The organism is Desulfuromonas sp. CSMB_57 (assembly GCF_020194955.2).
Lineage (GTDB): Bacteria > Desulfobacterota > Desulfuromonadia > Desulfuromonadales > Syntrophotaleaceae > JAFCIY02.
In genome coordinates this window covers 111,359-128,597 of the sequence record NZ_JAFCIY020000001.1, presented here as the reverse complement: position 1 = coordinate 128,597, position 17,239 = coordinate 111,359, and the positions used below count along the sequence as shown (strand labels likewise).

At 61.0% G+C, this 17,239-nt stretch carries 14 protein-coding genes; 6 read left to right on the top strand and 8 right to left on the bottom strand.

The window, feature by feature from the left end; genetic code table 11:
• The first annotated feature begins 12 nt into the window (after positions 1 to 12).
• Positions 13 to 228, top strand: coding sequence for a lipopolysaccharide assembly protein LapA domain-containing protein (locus JQN68_RS00545; protein WP_225071194.1), 216 nt, complete (start codon positions 13 to 15; stop codon positions 226 to 228).
• Between the two features lie 70 nt (positions 229 to 298).
• On the opposite strand, the gene JQN68_RS00540 is transcribed toward JQN68_RS00545, so the two are convergent.
• Positions 299 to 712, bottom strand: coding sequence for a c-type cytochrome (locus tag JQN68_RS00540; RefSeq protein ID WP_225071193.1), 414 nt, complete (start codon positions 710 to 712; stop codon positions 299 to 301).
• Positions 713 to 1,312: 600 nt separating this feature from the next.
• Here JQN68_RS00540 and malQ point away from each other — a divergent pair.
• Positions 1,313 to 2,842, top strand: a complete 1,530-nt coding sequence (malQ, locus tag JQN68_RS00535) for a 4-alpha-glucanotransferase (protein ID WP_225071192.1) — start codon at positions 1,313 to 1,315, stop codon at positions 2,840 to 2,842.
• 170 nt (positions 2,843 to 3,012) lie between these two features.
• On the opposite strand, the gene uvrC is transcribed toward malQ, so the two are convergent.
• Positions 3,013 to 4,854 carry an excinuclease ABC subunit UvrC gene (gene uvrC, locus JQN68_RS00530; protein ID WP_225071191.1) on the bottom strand — a complete coding sequence of 614 codons (1,842 nt, stop codon included), beginning with the start codon at positions 4,852 to 4,854 and terminating at the stop codon, positions 3,013 to 3,015.
• A 546-nt stretch (positions 4,855 to 5,400) separates the two neighbouring features.
• Here uvrC and JQN68_RS00525 point away from each other — a divergent pair.
• Positions 5,401 to 5,991, top strand: coding sequence for an acetate uptake transporter (locus JQN68_RS00525; RefSeq protein WP_225071190.1), 591 nt, complete (start codon positions 5,401 to 5,403; stop codon positions 5,989 to 5,991).
• 107 nt (positions 5,992 to 6,098) lie between these two features.
• On the opposite strand, the gene JQN68_RS00520 is transcribed toward JQN68_RS00525, so the two are convergent.
• Positions 6,099 to 6,665, bottom strand: coding sequence for an elongation factor P (locus JQN68_RS00520; RefSeq protein ID WP_225071189.1), 567 nt, complete (start codon positions 6,663 to 6,665; stop codon positions 6,099 to 6,101).
• A gap of 164 nt (positions 6,666 to 6,829) precedes the next feature.
• On the opposite strand from JQN68_RS00520, the gene JQN68_RS00515 reads away from it, so the two are divergent.
• Complete coding sequence (locus JQN68_RS00515) at positions 6,830 to 8,782, top strand: GIDE domain-containing protein (protein WP_225071188.1); 1,953 nt, start codon at positions 6,830 to 6,832, stop codon at positions 8,780 to 8,782.
• Positions 8,783 to 8,885: 103 nt separating this feature from the next.
• Positions 8,886 to 9,455: a LemA family protein gene (locus JQN68_RS00510; RefSeq protein ID WP_225071187.1), complete on the top strand. Its 570-nt coding sequence runs from the start codon at positions 8,886 to 8,888 to the stop codon at positions 9,453 to 9,455.
• Between the two features lie 65 nt (positions 9,456 to 9,520).
• Here the strand turns inward: JQN68_RS00510 and JQN68_RS00505 are convergent, their stop codons facing one another.
• The 5 genes from JQN68_RS00505 to JQN68_RS00485 all read right to left on the bottom strand — a co-directional run bounded on the left by JQN68_RS00505 (position 9,521) and on the right by JQN68_RS00485 (position 15,285).
• On the bottom strand, positions 9,521 to 10,348 hold the full coding sequence (locus JQN68_RS00505) for a nitroreductase family protein (protein ID WP_225071186.1): 828 nt from the start codon (positions 10,346 to 10,348) through the stop codon (positions 9,521 to 9,523).
• A 103-nt stretch (positions 10,349 to 10,451) separates the two neighbouring features.
• Positions 10,452 to 11,828, bottom strand: a complete 1,377-nt coding sequence (locus JQN68_RS00500; protein ID WP_225071185.1) for a sigma 54-interacting transcriptional regulator — start codon at positions 11,826 to 11,828, stop codon at positions 10,452 to 10,454.
• 21 nt (positions 11,829 to 11,849) lie between these two features.
• The gene (locus tag JQN68_RS00495) at positions 11,850 to 12,419 is read right to left on the bottom strand and encodes a hypothetical protein (RefSeq protein WP_225071184.1); all 570 of its coding nucleotides are present in this window, start codon (positions 12,417 to 12,419) and stop codon (positions 11,850 to 11,852) included.
• Between the two features lie 91 nt (positions 12,420 to 12,510).
• Positions 12,511 to 13,932, bottom strand: a complete 1,422-nt coding sequence (locus JQN68_RS00490) for a HAMP domain-containing sensor histidine kinase (protein WP_225071183.1) — start codon at positions 13,930 to 13,932, stop codon at positions 12,511 to 12,513.
• Positions 13,933 to 13,953: 21 nt separating this feature from the next.
• Positions 13,954 to 15,285, bottom strand: a complete 1,332-nt coding sequence (locus JQN68_RS00485) for a radical SAM family protein (RefSeq protein ID WP_225071182.1) — start codon at positions 15,283 to 15,285, stop codon at positions 13,954 to 13,956.
• A 137-nt stretch (positions 15,286 to 15,422) separates the two neighbouring features.
• Between JQN68_RS00485 and JQN68_RS00480 the strand changes: the two genes are divergently transcribed.
• Positions 15,423 to 17,117 (top strand): B12-binding domain-containing radical SAM protein, encoded by a 1,695-nt coding sequence (locus JQN68_RS00480; RefSeq protein ID WP_225071181.1) that lies wholly within the window; start codon positions 15,423 to 15,425, stop codon positions 17,115 to 17,117.
• Positions 17,118 to 17,239 lie beyond the last annotated feature (122 nt).

Sequence of the window (17,239 nt, the reverse complement as noted above, 5' to 3'; positions counted from 1 at the left end):
GGAGTTGCCATTATGACCAGACTGAAGCTTTACCTCACCACCCTGCTCATCCTCCTGGCGGTGCTGCTCATCGCCCAGAACACCGGCCCGGCGGAAATCCGCCTGCTGCTGTGGACCGTGGCCCCGCCCCTGGCCATCATGCTGCTGGCCACCCTGCTTCTCGGCGTGGCCCTCGGCGTACTGGCCGCCCTCCTGGCCGGTCGGCGGCCGCCCCGCAAGGCCCCCTGACCGTCACGGCTCCTGAAAGGGGTTCGCTGCACCGGCTTTTTTTCGGCGGGACCGGTACTTCGAGGTCCGTTCAGAAACTGGCTTGAATATGGGCGGCGATTTTTTCCGCCTCCGCATCCGAAAGCCGGTCCTTATCGAAGCGCGGCATGCCCGGCCCCGGCCGGCGCATTTTGTCTACGATATGAGCCCTGGTCGTGATACCGCCGGCAGCCAGACTGCGACTGTCCAGAGTCTTTTGGCTATTGATGGTATTGCCGCCCTGCGGATGACAACCGGCGCAGTGCCGGTCGAATAAAGCCGCGCCTTCGGCATGGTTCCGGCCTGCATCCCGGCCGGGGGTGATTTCCGGACGTTGGCCCCCTGCCTCGCCATTTTCTGTTCTGTCCGTCGCATTGTCGCCGGACCGCATCCTGTCACAGCCGTTCAGAAGCAGAAACCCAGCGCAGAACAATCCCACCAGAGTCAATCCGATCCTCCGAACCATTTGGCCCCCCTTTCCGGTTGCTAGGAGGCTGTCGGACTATCCGGGTTGAAGCGAAAATTTGGATGTTTGAGCACAGATTTTAGCTCGTTTGAAGGTTCATAGCCGTAGCTATGGGCCGAAAAGGAGCTGAAATATGGGCCAAAGAGCCGAATTTGCAGCCAGCGCATGGATAGTCCGACAACCTCCTAGTGTCCCGTGCGGTTAGTCGTGTCAAGAAATTCTGAGAGATTTTGGTTGCTGGCAAGGCGCGCCGACGCAGGCCTAGCCAGAGTTAAGCCGAGCAGGCGGAACGCAGCCAGCGACCAAAAGGGCCGGAATTTGAAGACAGGACTAACCGCACGGGACACTAGCTGGAACATGTTGAAAATTATAGCATCCTGCATGGCAGGTGCAGTTCAACGGTTCCCCTGTACTCTTTCAAGCCAAAAACATTCGGGCCGTGCCGACGGCCGCAGGCAGGATCATTGGAACATCCGATTGGAATTCCCGGCCCGGCATGCCATACTCTTTGCGTCAGGCAGTCAAAGCAGCAAACAGAGACGGGGCGAAAACGTACCTTTGATAAAAATCCAAAACCCCGGAAAAGAAAGGGTTGCTCCCATGGAACACTTATCGAAAGGCTGGCCGCAGGGCCGGGCCAGCGGCGTGCTGCTTCATCCGACCTGCCTGCCCGGCCGTCACGGTATCGGCGACCTCGGTGCCGAAGCCATCCGTTTTGTCGACTTTCTGGCCGACGCCGGTCAGCAGATCTGGCAGATTCTGCCCCTGGGACCAACGGGCTACGGCCACTCCCCCTACAGCACCCGCTCCGCATTTGCCGGCAACCCGCTGCTCATCTGTCCGGAGTTGCTGGTGGAGACTGATGACCTGGAAGAGGAAGACCTGGCCAATCTGGCCCCGGCGACGGATCAATCCATCGATTTTCCTGCCGTTGCAGCCTTCAAGGAGCGGTTGCTGGCCAAAGCCGCGCGACGTTTCCGGGCCGGCGGAGAACCACAGCGACAACAGGCCTTCGATCTGTTCTGCCGGGAACAGGCCGATTGGCTGGAAGACTATGCCCTGTTCGACGCCCTGCACCAGCATTGCAACGGCCGACCCTGGCAGCGTTGGCCCGAGGAACTGCGTACCCGTCAGGCCCAGGCATTGGCCCAGTGGCGGGAGGGGCTGGATGAAGAGTTGCACCTGCGGCGCTACACCCAGTTCGTTTTTTTTGAGCAGTGGCAGCGTTTGCGCCATTACGCCCATGATCGCGGAGTGCGCATGCTCGGCGACCTGCCCATCTTCGTGGCCCTGGATTCCGCCGATGTCTGGGCCCGGCCGGAGTTGTTCTGCCTGGACGAAGGACGGCAACCGGTTGCGGTGGCCGGCGTTCCTCCCGACTATTTCAGCGCCACCGGCCAACGCTGGGGCAACCCCCTCTACCATTGGGATGAGCATCGCCAGGAAGACTTCGCCTGGTGGCGACGAAGGGTAGCCTGGAACCTCTCCCAGTGCGACCTGCTGCGCATCGATCACTTCCGCGGTTTCGTGGCTTGTTGGGCCATCCCCGCCCATGAACCGACGGCCGTCAGCGGCCAGTGGTGGCCGAGTCCGGGCGCGGAACTGTTCGAAGCCTTGCAACGTGAGTTCGGGGATCTGCCCTTCATCGCCGAGGACCTCGGCATCATCACTGCGGAAGTTGAAGAATTGCGCGATGACTTCGGGCTGCCCGGCATGAAAATTCTGCAATTCGCCTTCGACTCCGGACCCGACAATCCGTACCTGCCTCACAATCTGAACACCAACTGCGTGATCTACACCGGCACCCACGACAACGACACCACCCTCGGATGGTGGAGTTCCCTGCCGTCGGCTCGCCGCGCCGAAGTCGCCGCCTACCTGGGTAAAAATCCACCGGAAATGCCCTGGGATCTGATCCGCATGGCCCAGGCCAGCGTAGCCCGTTTGGCGGTGCTGCCCCTGCAGGATCTGCTCGGCCTCGGCAGCAGCGCGCGCATGAACGTTCCCGGGCGCCCCTCGGCCAACTGGAGCTGGCGGCTGGCCGAGGAGGCCCTGACCCTCGACCTGCAAAGCCAACTGGCCGATCTCACCTGGCGTTACGGCCGCGGCCCGGGGAAAACCCCCGGCTAGTGTCCCGTGCGGTTAGCCGTGTCAAGAAATTCTGAGAGCTTTTGGTTGCCGGCAAGGCGCGCCGACGCAGGCCTAGCCAGAGTTAAGCCGAGAAGGCGGAACGCAGCCGGCGCCCAAAAGGGCCGGAATTTGAAGACAGGACTAACCGCACGGGACACTAGGGAAATACCTCATTCCGAGGTCTGGGAACCATGCAGGGCGTAAAAAATACGCTCTGCCAGTTCGGCCGGCAAACCCGGCATGGCCCGCAAGTCTTCCAACCCGGCAGCCTGAATCTGTTTGACACTGCCGAAGTGCCGCAGAAGTGCCTGGCGGCGACGCGGCCCGATCCCCGGAATCTCCTCCAGCACGGAGGTCAGGGTGCTGCGACGGCGCAGTTTGCGGTGCCGGGTGATGGCAAAACGATGGGCCTCGTCCCTGAGGCCCTGGAGCATGAACAGAGCCGGCGACCCCTGGGGCAGAATCACCGGGTTTTTGCGGCCGGGCAGGAAAAAACGCTCCTCGCTGCGCTCCACCGCCTTGCCCCGCACATTGGCCACCACCCGGCTCTTGGCAATACCGGCCGCGTCGATGCGGTCCGCCAGCCGCAGTTCCTCAAGAACCGCCTGCAGTACACCGAGCTGTCCCTTGCCGCCGTCGATGAGAATGAAATCGGGCAGCGATTGCTCCTGCAGCCCGCGTCGCAGTCGGCGGCGCAAAACTTCATAAAGAGCGGCATAATCATCGCTGCCGGACACGGTGCGGATACGGTAATGCCGATAGGCGCTCTTGTCCGCCTCGCCGTCGATCAGCACCGCCATGCTTCCGACACTGAAACGCCCCTGGACGTTGGAAATATCGAAACACTCCATGCGCCGGGGCAGACGATGCAGCTGCAGGCGTTCGGAAATATCCCGCAACACCCCTTCCCGCGCCTCCTGGCGGGAGCCGCGTTCGCGGAAACTTTCTTCTGCATTGCGGGCCGCCATCTCGACCAGCGACCGCCGCACACCGCGCCGCGGGGCCAGGATCTCGACCTTTCTGCCCTTCGACTCCGTCAGCCATTCCGCCAGGGCAGGGGCATCCTCCGGCAGCAGGGGCAACAGCAGACGATCGGGAATGAACACCTCCCGACCATAGAACTGCTGCAAAAAGGAGGACAATAGTTCCTCCTCGGCCAGGCGCCATTCCAGAACGAAACTGCGCCGATCGATGAGCTTGCCCTCGCGCACGCACAACAAAGCCACCTCCACCTCCCCGCCCTGCCGGAACAATCCCACCACGTCCTGATCACCGGCCCCGGCCTCCACCACCTTCTGCCGTTCAATGGTCTGCTCGATGGCGCGAATCTGATCCCGGCAGCGAGCGGCCTCCTCATAGGCCAGGCGTCCGGCCGCTTCCGCCATGCGCTGCCGCAGCAGGGTCATTACCTCGCTTTCCCGGCCGGACAGCAGCGCCAGGGCGCCGGCCACCATCTGCCCATAGTCTTCAGGGCTGATGGCACCATGGCAGGGACCGCTGCACTGACCAAGCTGAAAATACAGACAGGGACGGCTGCGACGCCGGCAGGCTTCCAACGGATGGCGGCGCAAGGGGAAAATCCGGAAGATTTCCTTCAATGTGGCCCGCACCGCGGCGGCAGAGGAATAGGGACCGAAATAGCGGGCACCGTCCCGCACGACCTTGCGGACCAGTTGCAGGGTCGGAAATTCCTCGGCCGGATCGAGGCGCAGGGACAGGTAGGTCTTGTCGTCCCGCAGGGTGATGTTGTACCGGGGTCGGTGCTGCTTGATGAGAGTGTTTTCGAGAATCAGTGCTTCTTTTTCCGTATCGGTCACGATGGTTTCGACCGCAGCCACCCGCTTGAGGAGAAAACGGATATGGGGACGGCCGTCGCCCTGGGAGGAAAAGTAGCTGCGCAACCGGTTGCGGAGGTTTTTGGCCTTCCCGACATACAGAACCTCGCCCTGTCCCCCCTTCATCAGGTAGACACCAGGTGCCGCGGGAAATTTTTTCAGATCCACTTCTTCCATTCGCCGATCTGCCTCAACCGTGCGCTCCGTCATGTTCACATGACCGATCATGACGATAGCAAGGAAAATTCCCTGATGTCAATTGCCCTCAAAACACTGACAAATAAAACACGGTTTAAAAAACGGTGATTGAAATACAGAAAAAATACTTAAAACTTTTGTTGATCTTGAATTTTATATTAAGTATATTCTCTTCGATTTGATTAAGCACGGCAATATTGCCAAATACTATATTTTTCGTATACGTAAACCAGAGAACGTATACAAACATAATGGAAAAAACATGTAGATGTTTTTTATCATCAATTTTATTCTTCATCAGATGCGCTAAATAGCACATTAAAAAGAAGGCCTTTCCAGAAATTCACTTTCAACGAGCCGGGTCCTTGTCTCGTTTGACCATTCCGCCTTCCCGAGGAGCTTGAAATCCAATATTTCCCAGCTGTCCTTTCCAGAAGACCATTTGGAGCGTGACGCCGCCGGAGCGTTTTCGCCATGAGGGCAGCACCTTTCTCAATGTAATCCTTCAACAAGGAGGCCACAGACATGGCAGAGCAAACCAGGATTCTCGACACCACCGCCAACCCAGCCCCCCTCGGGCTCATGGGGTTCGGCATGACCACCGTACTGCTCAATCTCCACAATGCCGGCATCTTCGGACTCAGTTCCATGATTCTGGCCATGGGTATTTTCTATGGCGGGGTGGCCCAGATCATCGCCGGCTGCATGGAATGGAAAAAAGGCAACACCTTTGCCACTACCGCCTTCACCTCCTACGGCTTGTTCTGGCTGACCCTGGTCGGTCTCTGGGTCCTGCCGGACATGGGCTTTGGCAAAGCGGCGCCCACGGACGACGCCGCCCTGGTCGCCTACCTCGGCATGTGGGGACTGTTTACCCTGGTACTGTTCTTCGGCACCCTGAAGCTGACCCGCGCCCTGCAGGTGGTCTTTTTCACCCTGACCATCCTGTTTGCCCTGTTGGCCATCGAGCACGCCATTCCGGTGACAAATCCCCTGCGCCACACCATCGGCACCATCGCCGGGTTTGAAGGCATTTTCTGTGGTTTCTCGGCCATCTATACCGGCCTGGCCCAGGTCATCAACGAGGTATACGGCAAAAAACTGCTGCCCCTCTAAGGAATGGCCCTTCTCCGGCAAAAAAAGGCCGCCCGGTTAGGCGGCCTTTTTTCTCTGTATCCTGCAGCAAACAGGGCCTGGTGGGTGCAGACCCTTTTCAGACCGGCTCAGGCTCTGGAAATAAAGCGGCCTTCCCGGGTATCGACCTTGATCTTCTCGCCCGACTCCAGATAGGGTGGAACCTGCAGTCGCAGACCGGTTTCCAGCACCGCTTCCTTGGTCTGGGCGGTGGCCGTGGCATTTTTCAGCGCCGGGGCGGTCTCGACCACCACCAATTCCACGGTCAGAGGCAGATCGATACCGACCACCTGGCCCTGAAAAACCCCCAGTTGCACATCCATCCCTTCCAGCAGGTAACCTTTGGCGGCGTCATACATCTCCCCGCCCAAGTCATACTGGTCGAAACTGACCAGGTCCATGAAGACGCCCTGATCGTCACCGGATGCATACAAAAATTGTCCCTTGCGACGCTCGAAGTCGGCCTCATCGACCTTGTCGCCGCCCTTGTAGACCTTTTCCAATACCTGACCGGTCAGCAGATTGCGGTAACGGGTCTTAACCAGGGTATTGCCCCCCCGCGCGGACGGTGATTGGGTGGTCACGTCCATGACCAGGCAGGGCGCATTGTCGATCTGGATAACCAATCCACGTTTCAGATCGGCGGTAGTCAGCATAACGGTTCTCCCTTGCAGCAGATAATTATGAAACATCGCAATCTAGCATGAAAAACCACGGACTGGCAATTCTCTGATGACCCGCAAGCAGCGATGGCGGCGCCCCGAGGTAAATTGCTTGCCCCAGGATTCATGAAAGGTTATAACGGAAAACAATATCAACCATGCAAAAACGGGTTTATTTCATCATGTCGAAACCGGAACGCCAGACCCTGCTCATCGTCGAAAGCCTTCCACCTAGTCGGGCCGAGGGCCTTGCGGATTTGCTGGAAAAGGTGGCTCGCACGGGCTGGATGGATGCCTACACCGCACGACAGCGGCTGGTCGGGCGGGGACCCAGCCTCTTTGCCCAGGGCGAACGCCGAGAACTGGTGCCGATGGCGGTCCTGCTTGAAGACCATAAATTGCGCTGCTGGCTGATCGACCCGGTGACGCCGCTTTTTGCGCCGGCCAGGCTCCGGTCCCTGCGCATCACGGAAGACGCCATCGATTTCACCACCGGCAGCGGTCCCTTGCGCCTGGAACGAGGCATGCCTGTGGTCGCGGTGCTGGCCGACACATCCGGCAGGGCAGCGGAAAAAAATCTGAAACACCTCATGGCGCAACGACTGTACCAGGGCGCCGGGGCGGCCGACGCCCTGGCGGACACCGCTTTGCAGCGCGCCATCCTGCGAGCCGAACCGGTCCTGGACCTGTATCTGTTGGCGGCAGAAGGCGGAATCCAAGGCGCCATACGGATTCTTCCCGGCGGCTTCGATCCGGCAGGGCTGGGGGCGCGGGCAACCTTGAGCGGTGCCGGAAACCTGGAGCAGATACTGGATCTGACTCGGTCCCATGCCGGAAGCTGTACCCTGTCCCTGGATTTCGGCTTGGCCAATCTGCCTGGATGCCGCCTGAAAAACGCCGAAGACGGACCGCGGTGGCAACAGGACAACCTGGAAAGCCTGACCCGTTATGGCTGGCTGTTGGTGGCCCTGGCCGCCGGCCAGACGGTCACCGCAGCGGCCGATGCGACAGGCTTTTTGGCGGGCGAACTGGCTCCCGAACTGACGGAAATCGTCCGGGAGGAAGCAACGACGCAAACCGGCGGCAGCGCCGCGCCGGAGACCGCCACCCAACCCGGCAGTTTGCCGCCGCCGCCCACTGCGGGCCGGGAGCGGGAAGTGCGCCATTGGCTCGGTTTGGTCTTTGGTGCCACCGCCGGCCTGGGAGCGTCGCTGGCCGCCGGCGGCCATCAACTGCTGGGTGGAGTCATCACTTTCGGCATGCGTACCGGTCTGCTGCCTGCCTCCCTGGCGGTGGCCTGCCTGTGGAGCGGCTTCTATTTTCTGCGCCTGAAACGGCGCATCGAAAACACCCCGACCAGCAAAACCCGCTCCCTGGCCATGGGCCTGGTCGAAGTCCAGGGCCGTGCCGTGCGTAAGTACGCTCTGGTGGCACCCATGACCCAGATGCCCTGCGTCTATTACCGACTGCGCAAATACCGCCGTGATCGCAACAACCGCTGGGTTTTGAGCAGCGCCTCCGACAGCGGCCATGTCCCCTTTTACCTGGAGGACGATACCGGGCGGGTGAAGGTCGATCCGCGGCGTGCGACGGTCAATACCCGTACCCGCCAGGAAGGTCACGGCGGCCAGTTCAACATGCTGTTCGGTCGTTCGGGCGGCGGTGACGAAAAATGGATCGAAGATCTGGTCCCGGAAGGCACCTCCCTGTATGTTCTGGGCGAGGCGACGGAATTCGGCCTTCGGCGGCCTGCCTTGCGGACACGCCTGGTGACGGCTCTGCAGGAACTGAAGCGCGATCCCGACGCCCTGTCCCGTTACGACACCAACGGCGACGGGCGCATCTGCGAACAGGAATGGGCGTACGCTCGGGCCGACCTGGAAGAGCGCCTGCTGCATGCGAGCCTTAAAGCCGAAGCGGCGTCAGCAACACCTGAGGATCGGGTCATCATCCGACGTCCCCGGCAACGCTCCCTGCCCTTCGTCATCGCTCAGTCATCGTCGGAAACCCATCTCACCCGGCGTTATGGACTGTACTGCCTGCCTCTGTTCCTGACTGCGCTGCTGGCAGCGGTCTGGACATTCATGGTAGTTGGCGGGCGCACGGGCTGAGTCTCTGGATATTTCCGTATCGTTGCCGATATGAAGTCGTTATCGGCACGAATTTGGCATTTACCATAGTCATTCCGACAGACCATTTTCCATGGAGGAACGCATGTCCGCTTTGATATTTCTGGTTATCCTGCTGACAATTCTGGTTGGCACCCTCGGCTACATCATGGTCATCTACAACGGCCTGGTAACCCTGAAAAACGACATCGACAAGGCCTGGAGCAACATCGACGTGCTCCTCAAACAACGCTTTGACGAACTGCCCAAACTCATCAAGGTCTGTGAAGGCTACATGCAACATGAGCAAAAAACCCTGGAAGCCGTCGTCAAGGCTCGCTCCATGGTCAACGAGGCCCGCGGCGATCGGGAAAAACTGCAGGCCCAGAATGCCCTGACGGATACCCTGCGGTCCTTGTTCATGGTGGTGGAACGCTACCCCGATCTCAAGGCCGACAGCGTTTTTCGCAACCTCGGTCAGCGCATTTCGGATCTCGAAGACCAGATCGCAGACCGGCGGGAGTTCTACAACGACGCGGTCAACATCTACAACATCCGTATCGAGCAGTTTCCCGACCTGGTGGTGGCCCGGTTTTTCAATTTCAGCGGTCGCGAACTGTGGCGCATCGATCCGGCCCATCGCCAGGATGTAGCCGTCGGCTTTTCGCACATTTAAGGAAACTCATTTTAATACAATGCCGGGGTTTTTAACCCCGGCAGTTATCCTGCCCCTGGCTGCATTCACCAGACTACCCGGTTCAGTTTGAGGTCGGCATCCCGCTGCACGGTCCGGTGAAACCGCACCGCCGGAACGCCGAACACCAAGGGGCAGGCCAACTCATGGTCGTCCGGTATGCCGAGTTGCCGCACCAGATGGGGAGCGCAATGACCCAGGGCGGCATGGGCAAAACCGACCCAGAGGGTGCCCAATCCGGCATTGGTGGCCAGCAAATCGAAGGTGCTCAGGGCAATCAGGCAGTCCGCCACCGGAGTCGGTGCGTTGCGGGAAGCCGAGGCGATGAGCAGATGCGGTGCCCGACGGAAAATAATATCCCGGCCCTTGTCCCAGGCCTTGAGGATACCGGCGAAAAAGTCCAGGCGGGGTGGCAAACGCTCCTGTTCGACGGCTTCGCGGATGGCCTCCATGACACCCTGACGCAAGCGCTCCATGGTCGCTCCATCCTCAACCACGGTGAACAGCACGCCGCGGTGGTTCTTGCCCGTCGGCGCATGGGCGGTTACCGTCAGCAATCGACGAATGGTTTCCGAAGGCACCGCTTCCGGCTGAAAGCGCCGCACCGAGCGGCGCCCTTTCACCAAGGTTTCCAAAACTTCCATGGCGGGCAGAGCGCCGGCCAGGGATTGGCTGGCTGCGGGGTTTCGACCCAGTACGGAGACCGCACCAGCGGGACAAACGGCCAGGCAATGCTGACATTCAAGGCACTGGTCGGCGCGCTCCATCACCAATGCCGGCCAACCGCTTTCCAAGCTGATGATCTGCACCGGACAGTCCTTCACGCACTCCCCGCACCGGGTACACATGTCCCGATCAACAACAAATGAAACCATCTTTCCTCCCTTCTTGGTGCATCCCTTCACCCTTCACCCTTCACCCTTCACCCTTCACCCTTCACCCTTCACCCTTCACCCTTCAGTCTTCAGTCTTCAGCCTTCAGCCTTCCCCCTGCCTCATCCCTGAAGAATCCTTGAACAGGGCCGGTACGACATGGTGCCGGGACAACAGCTTATAGAACTCGGTACGGTTGCGACCGGCCAGGCGGGCGGCGTGGCTGACGTTGCCGCGGGTAATGGTCATCAACCGTACCAGATACTCCTGCTCGAAACGCCGACGGGCTTCCCCGAAGGTCGGAATTTTCTCGCTGTTTTCCTGGATGGCATCCTTGACCAGGTCGGCATGAATCAGAGGGGTGGTGGACAGGGCCACCGCCTGCTCCACTACGTTAATCAACTGCCGGATATTGCCGGGCCAGGCGGCCTGCAGCAGCACCTCCATGGTTTCCGGTGCAAAGCCGGTGATTTTTTTGCCGCTGCGACCGGCAAGCTTATGCAGAAAATGGTTGGCCAGCAACGGAATATCCTCGCGCCGGTCGTTCAGTCCGGGCAATTCCAGGGAGACGACGTTGAGTCGATAGTAGAGATCCTCTCGAAAACGCCCGGCGGCGACTTCGTCTTCGAGGCGCCGGTGGGTCGCTGAGATAATCCGCACATCGACGGGAATCGTTGCCACCGAACCGACCGGCCGCATCTGCTTTTCCTGCAGCACACGCAACAGTTTGACTTGCAGCGGCAGGGGCATGTCGCCGATTTCATCCAGAAACAGCGTCCCCCCTTCAGCTGAACGGAACAACCCCGGGTAATCCCGCAACGCCCCGGTAAACGCCCCTTTGGCATGGCCGAACAGTTCCGATTCCAGCAGGGTATCCGGGATGGCCCCGCAGTTGACGGCGACGAAGGGGTGCTCGGCACGATTGCTGGCGCAATGAATGGCGCGGGCCAGCAGTTCCTTGCCGGTGCCGCTTTCACCCCGAATCATGACCGCGGCACCGCTCTCGGCCGCCAGGCGGGCCTTGCTGAGCAGATCCTCCATGGCCGGACTTTGGGTAATGATTTCCGCCCGCCACAACTGCTCTTCGCCGACGGCCTCCTGACCTCCGCCGGAGACGCTCAGAGCGCGCTGAATCTCCCGCAAAAGTTCCTTGCTGTCCACCGGCTTGGTGAGAAAACTGAAAACGCCGCGGCGGGTGGCGGCCACGGCATCGGGGATGGAACCGTGGGCGGTGAGAATAATGACGGGCAGCGAACTCTGTGCACTGCGGATGGCCTCGAACAGGGCCAAGCCGTCCATGCCGGACATGCGCAAGTCGGTAATCACCAGGTTCGGCCGCACCACAGGCAACTGGGCCAGCGCCTCCTCGCCACTTTCAGCACTGGCCACCTCGAAGCCGGCGCCCGCCAGCCGTATGGACAATAGTCGCAGCAGATCGGTGTCGTCATCGACCAGCAGGATACGCTGCCGGAATTCTGTCATATGCGCCTCATGATGCAGCCGTCAGGGACGGCCATTGCCCGGCTGCTCGCGCTGCCGGATAATTTTTTCAATCTTTTCCAGTTCCGCCAATTTCCGTTCCACTTCCGCCAGCTTCCGCTCCGCCTCCACGGCTTTCCGCTCCAACCCATCGGCCCGCTGCCGTTCACCGGCGACCTGCCGTTCAAGCCGGATCTGGTCACGCAGGGTGAAGCTCTGAAGGTCGGCGAATAATCGAAATTCCTCCCGCCCCGCGGCCCGGCCGCGATAGCCGTTCAGCATCTCGAGCACCGGCGGCCGCTGCTCGGGGGCCAATTGGGGGTGACCGGCCAGACAGGCCAGTCGCAGCAGAGTGCCTTCATCGGGGGTGGCGCGATAGCTCTGGCGCAAGGCCTGATAGGTACGCTCAGCAGCACCGGCAGTCAATTCCCGATCCTGGCGGCACACCTGCAGGACTTCCTTCACGGCCGCAGGGGGCTCGCTCAAGCCTGGACCAAGACCATTATCCCAGGAGCCGACCAATGAGCAACCGAGGCCGATGGCCAGCAACCCCGCCGGAAGCAACAGACGCGTTGCATTTTTTATCCCTTTCATACTCTACCCCGTTTTGAGAGTACCGGCCGTTGCCGCCACCTGATTTGTTCCCGATTCAACCTTGATGCTTTCACCAAAATTTCTGGAATGGCTACTCTTGGCTCCGCGGCAACCACACCCGCAGGCAGGCGCCGCCCAGCTTGCTGGATCGAACCTCAATACGGCCGCCGTGATCCTGCACCAGTTCCCGGACAATGGACAACCCCAACCCGGTACCTCGCAACGGTCCGATGGCTTGCGCACTGCCCTGGACAAAAGGCTGAAAAACCTCATCGCGTTCCTCGCTGGCGATCCCCGGTCCGGAATCCTCCACCTGCAGCCAAACCTGCTGCGGATCGGCGCCGGAAGAGATGCGAACAGTCCCTTGGAGAGGTGCAAATTTGACGGCATTGGACAACAGGTTGTCGACGATGATGCGCAACCGCTCGGCATCCCCGGTCAATTGAACGGCATTGAGCGTCAACTGCAGGTTCAATTCTTTTTTGCGAATCGCCGGTTTCTGATCGGTCACCACCTGTTGCACCAGATGAGACAGATCGACCGCGGTCGGAGAGAAGGCCGGGGATTGAGTCTGCAACCGGCTGAAACCCAGCAGATTGTCGATGAGCTTCTGCAACTGCAGCCCATTGCGGCGCAGAATCCCGGCCACCTCCCGCTGCCCTGCGGACAGCGGTCCGACGGCTTCCTCCACCAGCAGGTCGGCACCCTCGCGAATGCTGGCCAGAGGAGTTTTCAATTCGTGGGAAAGGTGTGAAACGAACCTGGTTTTCTCACGCTGCGCCTCATCCAGGCGCTGCCGCAGCCAGTCGAGACGCTGTCCCAGAAACCGCAGATCGTCCGGTCCTCGCACTTCGATGGGAGTATCGAAATCACCGGCGCCAAGGCGGGCGATACCCCGGTTGATCTGCTGAATCGGACCGGCAATGAGGGCGATAAAAAAAGCGGCAAACCCGGCCGTCAGGGGCACCAGGGCGACGGACAGCCAAAGCAGCAGACGTCGCGCTTCGCTGGTGGATGCCTGAATGGCGGCGGCCTCGCTGACAATCAGACGCTGGCTCTGTTCATGAATGTCCCGCGCCAAGGCATGCAGGGTACCAAACCGATCGAGTTCCGTCGGGTCGACGCCTTCCTCCTGCAAAGCCAAATACAGGGCTGTTTCACCTTCCTTGAGAGCTTGCAGTTGCTGTCGTTGCTCATCGCGTAGCGGCAGGTCCAGCAGACGCCCCAGTGAAGCGCCGAATTCCCGATGTTTTTCGGCGACCTCGTGCAGCAATTCCGGGTCTCGCAGCACCTGGTACTGCCGAGCACGGCGTTCCAGAGCCAGCAACTGCTCGGCCAGGCCTCGCGTTTCCTGCACTATGGTCACCGAGCGGTAAATGGCCGCGGTGCCCCGCCGGGCCAGGCGTTCCATGAACAGTTCGGCGTTGATCAGAGCCAGAATCAGGGGCAGAGCGACCACGGCGAAGCCGATGAGCACCAGCACCAGAAAGGATTTGGGACGGAACAGGCGCATGGCCGTCACTCGTGGTCCGGATCAGGCCGGCAGAGGCCAGTCGGTCCGGTACCCGGCAGGGAAAAAGTTGTCGCGGGTGCGGTTGAAGTAGCCGAATTGGATGCGCGGCACCCGCTGTTTGATCTCGGCCAGCATGCGGGCCATGCCGATGCCTTCACCTCGAATGTCCAGAGCGTTCACATAGAGTTGCGGATCAATGCTGAGGTTGCGCATCTGAATGAGATCAATGCCCGTCTCCTCGACCAACCCCACCAGAGCCTCGATTTCCTGCCGGCGATCGCTGAGTCCCGGAAATACCAGGTAGTTGAGCATGGTGAACAGGCCCCGCCCCTTGGCCCTCCGCAGGGACTCGCGCACCTGTTCCATAGTATACCCGCAGGGCCGGTGATAGGCTTGATAATCCGCCTCCAAGACCGAATTCATGGACACGCGGATGGAGTCGAGCCCGGCATCGGCCAGCCGCTCGACGGCATCCGGGTCGGAAGCGTTGGAATTAAAATTGATGGTCCCCCGCGTTGTCTGGCGCCGCATGGCCCGGATGGCGTCACAGATGACCTCCGCCTGCAGAATGGGGTCGCCTTCGCAGCCTTGGCCGAAGGAAACGATGGCGTTCTCGGCCTGCTGCAGATGGGGCACGGCCACCTGGCACAGTTCCTCGACGGTGGGCACGAAGGTGATGCGCTCCTGGCTGGAGGGACAACACTCCGGCGCCTCCTGCAGGGAAATGCAGCCCAGGCAGCGGGCGTTGCAGACCGGCGACGTTGGCAGCGGCGCTTCCCAGCGGCGAAAAAACAGGTTCTTGGCGGCAAAGCAGTGGTAATCCAGGGCACAGCGGGCCAACTGCACCAGCAGGCGGTTGTCGGGATAATCCCGCAACACCCGACGCACCAGGGGATCGAGCCGGCGGTCGTCGAAATGCTCCGGCTGCCACTGCAGATTGCGATCGACCCGCACCGCCGCCGCATAAAAGCGTTCCTCTTCGACGCACCAGCCGACGGCGGTATAGGCCCACAGGGGCAGTTGCTGCCGCTGCGCCGCATAGTCCGCGGCCGGCAACAGGGTACGGGTATAACCCGGCGTCAGAAAAGCCGATACGGCCTGGGCCGGTCCGCCGCCGAGGCGGGCGGGCAGCTGTCGCAAGGTCGTGAGGCGGTTGCGGCGCGGGTCCTGGCCCATGGGCGGTGTAGCGGGAATGGTGAACAATTTGCTGCCCGCCGGCAGGGGAATGAGTTCGTCCTCCCGGGGCGGCCTAACCCGGGTGCCGTTCATGCCCACCAACAACAGATCCGGGTGCTCAAAAACCTCGCCGGCGGCATCGGCCACCACGGCCAGAATGGTCTTGCTGGGTTTCATGGAACAGATCCTTTTTGCAGAATATCCCTCTTCGCTACCGCCGACAATAGCACAGCCGCCGCCCCGAAGCCAGCATCGCCGGGACCGGGTGCAATTTGCCCTTTGCTGCCGGGCAGCTCTCGGCTATGCTGGGCGCCATGCGCGTTCTATTGATCACCCTGCACAGCAAGTTCGTCCATGCCAGCCTGGCCTTGCCCCTGTTGGCCGGTTTTTGCCGAGCTCCAAAGCGGCAGTTGCTGATCCGGGAGTATACCGTACACGAACCTAAGGAGGCGGTGCTGGCCGCCATCCTGGCTGAAAACCCGGATGTGGTGGCCCTGTCGGTCTATATCTGGAACCGCCGGGAAAGTCTGGAACTGGCCGATGCCCTGGCCGTAGCCAAACCGGCACTGCGCATCGTGGTGGGCGGGCCGGAGGTCTCCTTCGACGGCCCCGACCTGTTTGACAGGCACCCCGGCCTGAACGCCCTGATCCGGGGCGAAGGCGAGCTGCCGCTGCGGGCTTTGCTGACGGCCTGGCAGGAGCAACGACCTCCGGTCAACGTCCCGCGTCTGACCTGGCGCAGCGAGAACCGGGTAGTGGAAAACCCGGACGGGCCAACCCTGGCCTCCCTGGATGAAATCCCCTCGCCCTTTGCCTTGGACCTGGTCGATCTGTCACGGGGGCTGGTCTATCTGGAGACCAGCCGGGGCTGCCCCTTCCGCTGCGCCTTCTGCATGAGTGCCCTCGACCCGCGGGTGCGCTCCTATTCCATGGCGCGCATCGAGGCCGATCTGAGGCTGCTCATGGAACGGGAGGTCCCCTGCATCAAGCTGGTGGATCGGACTTTCAACTACGATGCCGAGCGGGCCCGCCACATCTTTTCCTTCATTCTGCGCCACCATCGCCGCAGCCGGTTCCATTTCGAAATCGGCGCCCAACTGCTGGACGATGCGACCCTGCAACTACTTGAAGAAGCGCCCGCCGGACTGTTCCAGTTCGAAATCGGCGTGCAATCGACCCGGGCCGACACCCTGGCGGCCATTCGCCGCAGTACGGACCTGGAGGTCCTGTTCGAAAATATCCGTCGCCTGCGTCGTGCCGAAAACATCCCCCTGCATCTCGATCTCATTGCCGGATTGCCAGGCGAAAATTACCATGACTTCTGCCTTTCCATCGATCGCCTGCTGGACCTGCGTCCCCACCACCTGCAACTGGAACCGGTGAAGCTGCTGCCGGGCTCGCCCTTGCGCCAACAGGCGGCGCAGTTCGGGCTGCGCCACGATCCCCATCCGCCCTATACCGTCCTGGGCACGCCGGAGTTGCCCTTCATCGACCTCGAACGCCTGCGCGGCATGGGACGCATGCTGGATCTGACCTGGAACGCCGGCCGCCTGGGGACCTTTTTCCAGCAACTGGCGGAGTTCTGTCAATCACCGGCCCGGGCCCTGGAGCGCCTGGCGGACTACTGGAACCACCGGCACCTGCACCGCCGCTCGTTGTCCCAACGGGAATTGTTTCTGCAACTATGGCAATTCGTTCTTGCAGGCTTTGATGGTGATGCCCGCCTTTCCCTGCGTTCCTGCCTGGCCCGGGATTTCGCCCTGTGTGAACGCTGCCCGGCCGACCAGACCCCGGAGTTCCTTGAACCGGCCTCCCGGGAGGAGGAATTGACCCTGAGCAAAATCCGCATCCAGGAAGAAATGGAACGCATTCGGGGCCGGGGGATAAAACTGCAGCACCTGACCCTCGCCTTCGACCACCTGCCCGGAACCAACCGCCGCTGCTTGCGTCTCTACCTCTATCGGTCCGCTCCCGGCCGCGGTCTGGAAGTCGAGGAAATTTCATTGTAACATTCACGCCTTTTTCGCCGGCCAGGTGACTTTCCGGCCACCACCTACCTGAATCAGGGGGCCGCAATATTGCGCGAATTCGATGCGAGCATATATTTTTGCGGCGCCCCCTTTAAATTCAA

What these genes read in the sequence shown, in the direction of transcription:
- JQN68_RS00545 (WP_225071194.1), top strand. Translation starts at nt 13, where the DNA reads ATGACCAGACTGAAGCTTTACCTCACCACCCTGCTCATCCTCCTGGCG.
- JQN68_RS00540 (WP_225071193.1), bottom strand. Translation starts at nt 712, where the DNA reads ATGGTTCGGAGGATCGGATTGACTCTGGTGGGATTGTTCTGCGCTGGG.
- malQ (WP_225071192.1), top strand. Translation starts at nt 1,313, where the DNA reads ATGGAACACTTATCGAAAGGCTGGCCGCAGGGCCGGGCCAGCGGCGTG.
- uvrC (WP_225071191.1), bottom strand. Translation starts at nt 4,854, where the DNA reads ATGGAAGAAGTGGATCTGAAAAAATTTCCCGCGGCACCTGGTGTCTAC.
- JQN68_RS00525 (WP_225071190.1), top strand. Translation starts at nt 5,401, where the DNA reads ATGGCAGAGCAAACCAGGATTCTCGACACCACCGCCAACCCAGCCCCC.
- JQN68_RS00520 (WP_225071189.1), bottom strand. Translation starts at nt 6,665, where the DNA reads ATGCTGACTACCGCCGATCTGAAACGTGGATTGGTTATCCAGATCGAC.
- JQN68_RS00515 (WP_225071188.1), top strand. Translation starts at nt 6,830, where the DNA reads ATGCAAAAACGGGTTTATTTCATCATGTCGAAACCGGAACGCCAGACC.
- JQN68_RS00510 (WP_225071187.1), top strand. Translation starts at nt 8,886, where the DNA reads ATGTCCGCTTTGATATTTCTGGTTATCCTGCTGACAATTCTGGTTGGC.
- JQN68_RS00505 (WP_225071186.1), bottom strand. Translation starts at nt 10,348, where the DNA reads ATGGTTTCATTTGTTGTTGATCGGGACATGTGTACCCGGTGCGGGGAG.
- JQN68_RS00500 (WP_225071185.1), bottom strand. Translation starts at nt 11,828, where the DNA reads ATGACAGAATTCCGGCAGCGTATCCTGCTGGTCGATGACGACACCGAT.
- JQN68_RS00495 (WP_225071184.1), bottom strand. Translation starts at nt 12,419, where the DNA reads ATGAAAGGGATAAAAAATGCAACGCGTCTGTTGCTTCCGGCGGGGTTG.
- JQN68_RS00490 (WP_225071183.1), bottom strand. Translation starts at nt 13,932, where the DNA reads ATGCGCCTGTTCCGTCCCAAATCCTTTCTGGTGCTGGTGCTCATCGGC.
- JQN68_RS00485 (WP_225071182.1), bottom strand. Translation starts at nt 15,285, where the DNA reads ATGAAACCCAGCAAGACCATTCTGGCCGTGGTGGCCGATGCCGCCGGC.
- JQN68_RS00480 (WP_225071181.1), top strand. Translation starts at nt 15,423, where the DNA reads ATGCGCGTTCTATTGATCACCCTGCACAGCAAGTTCGTCCATGCCAGC.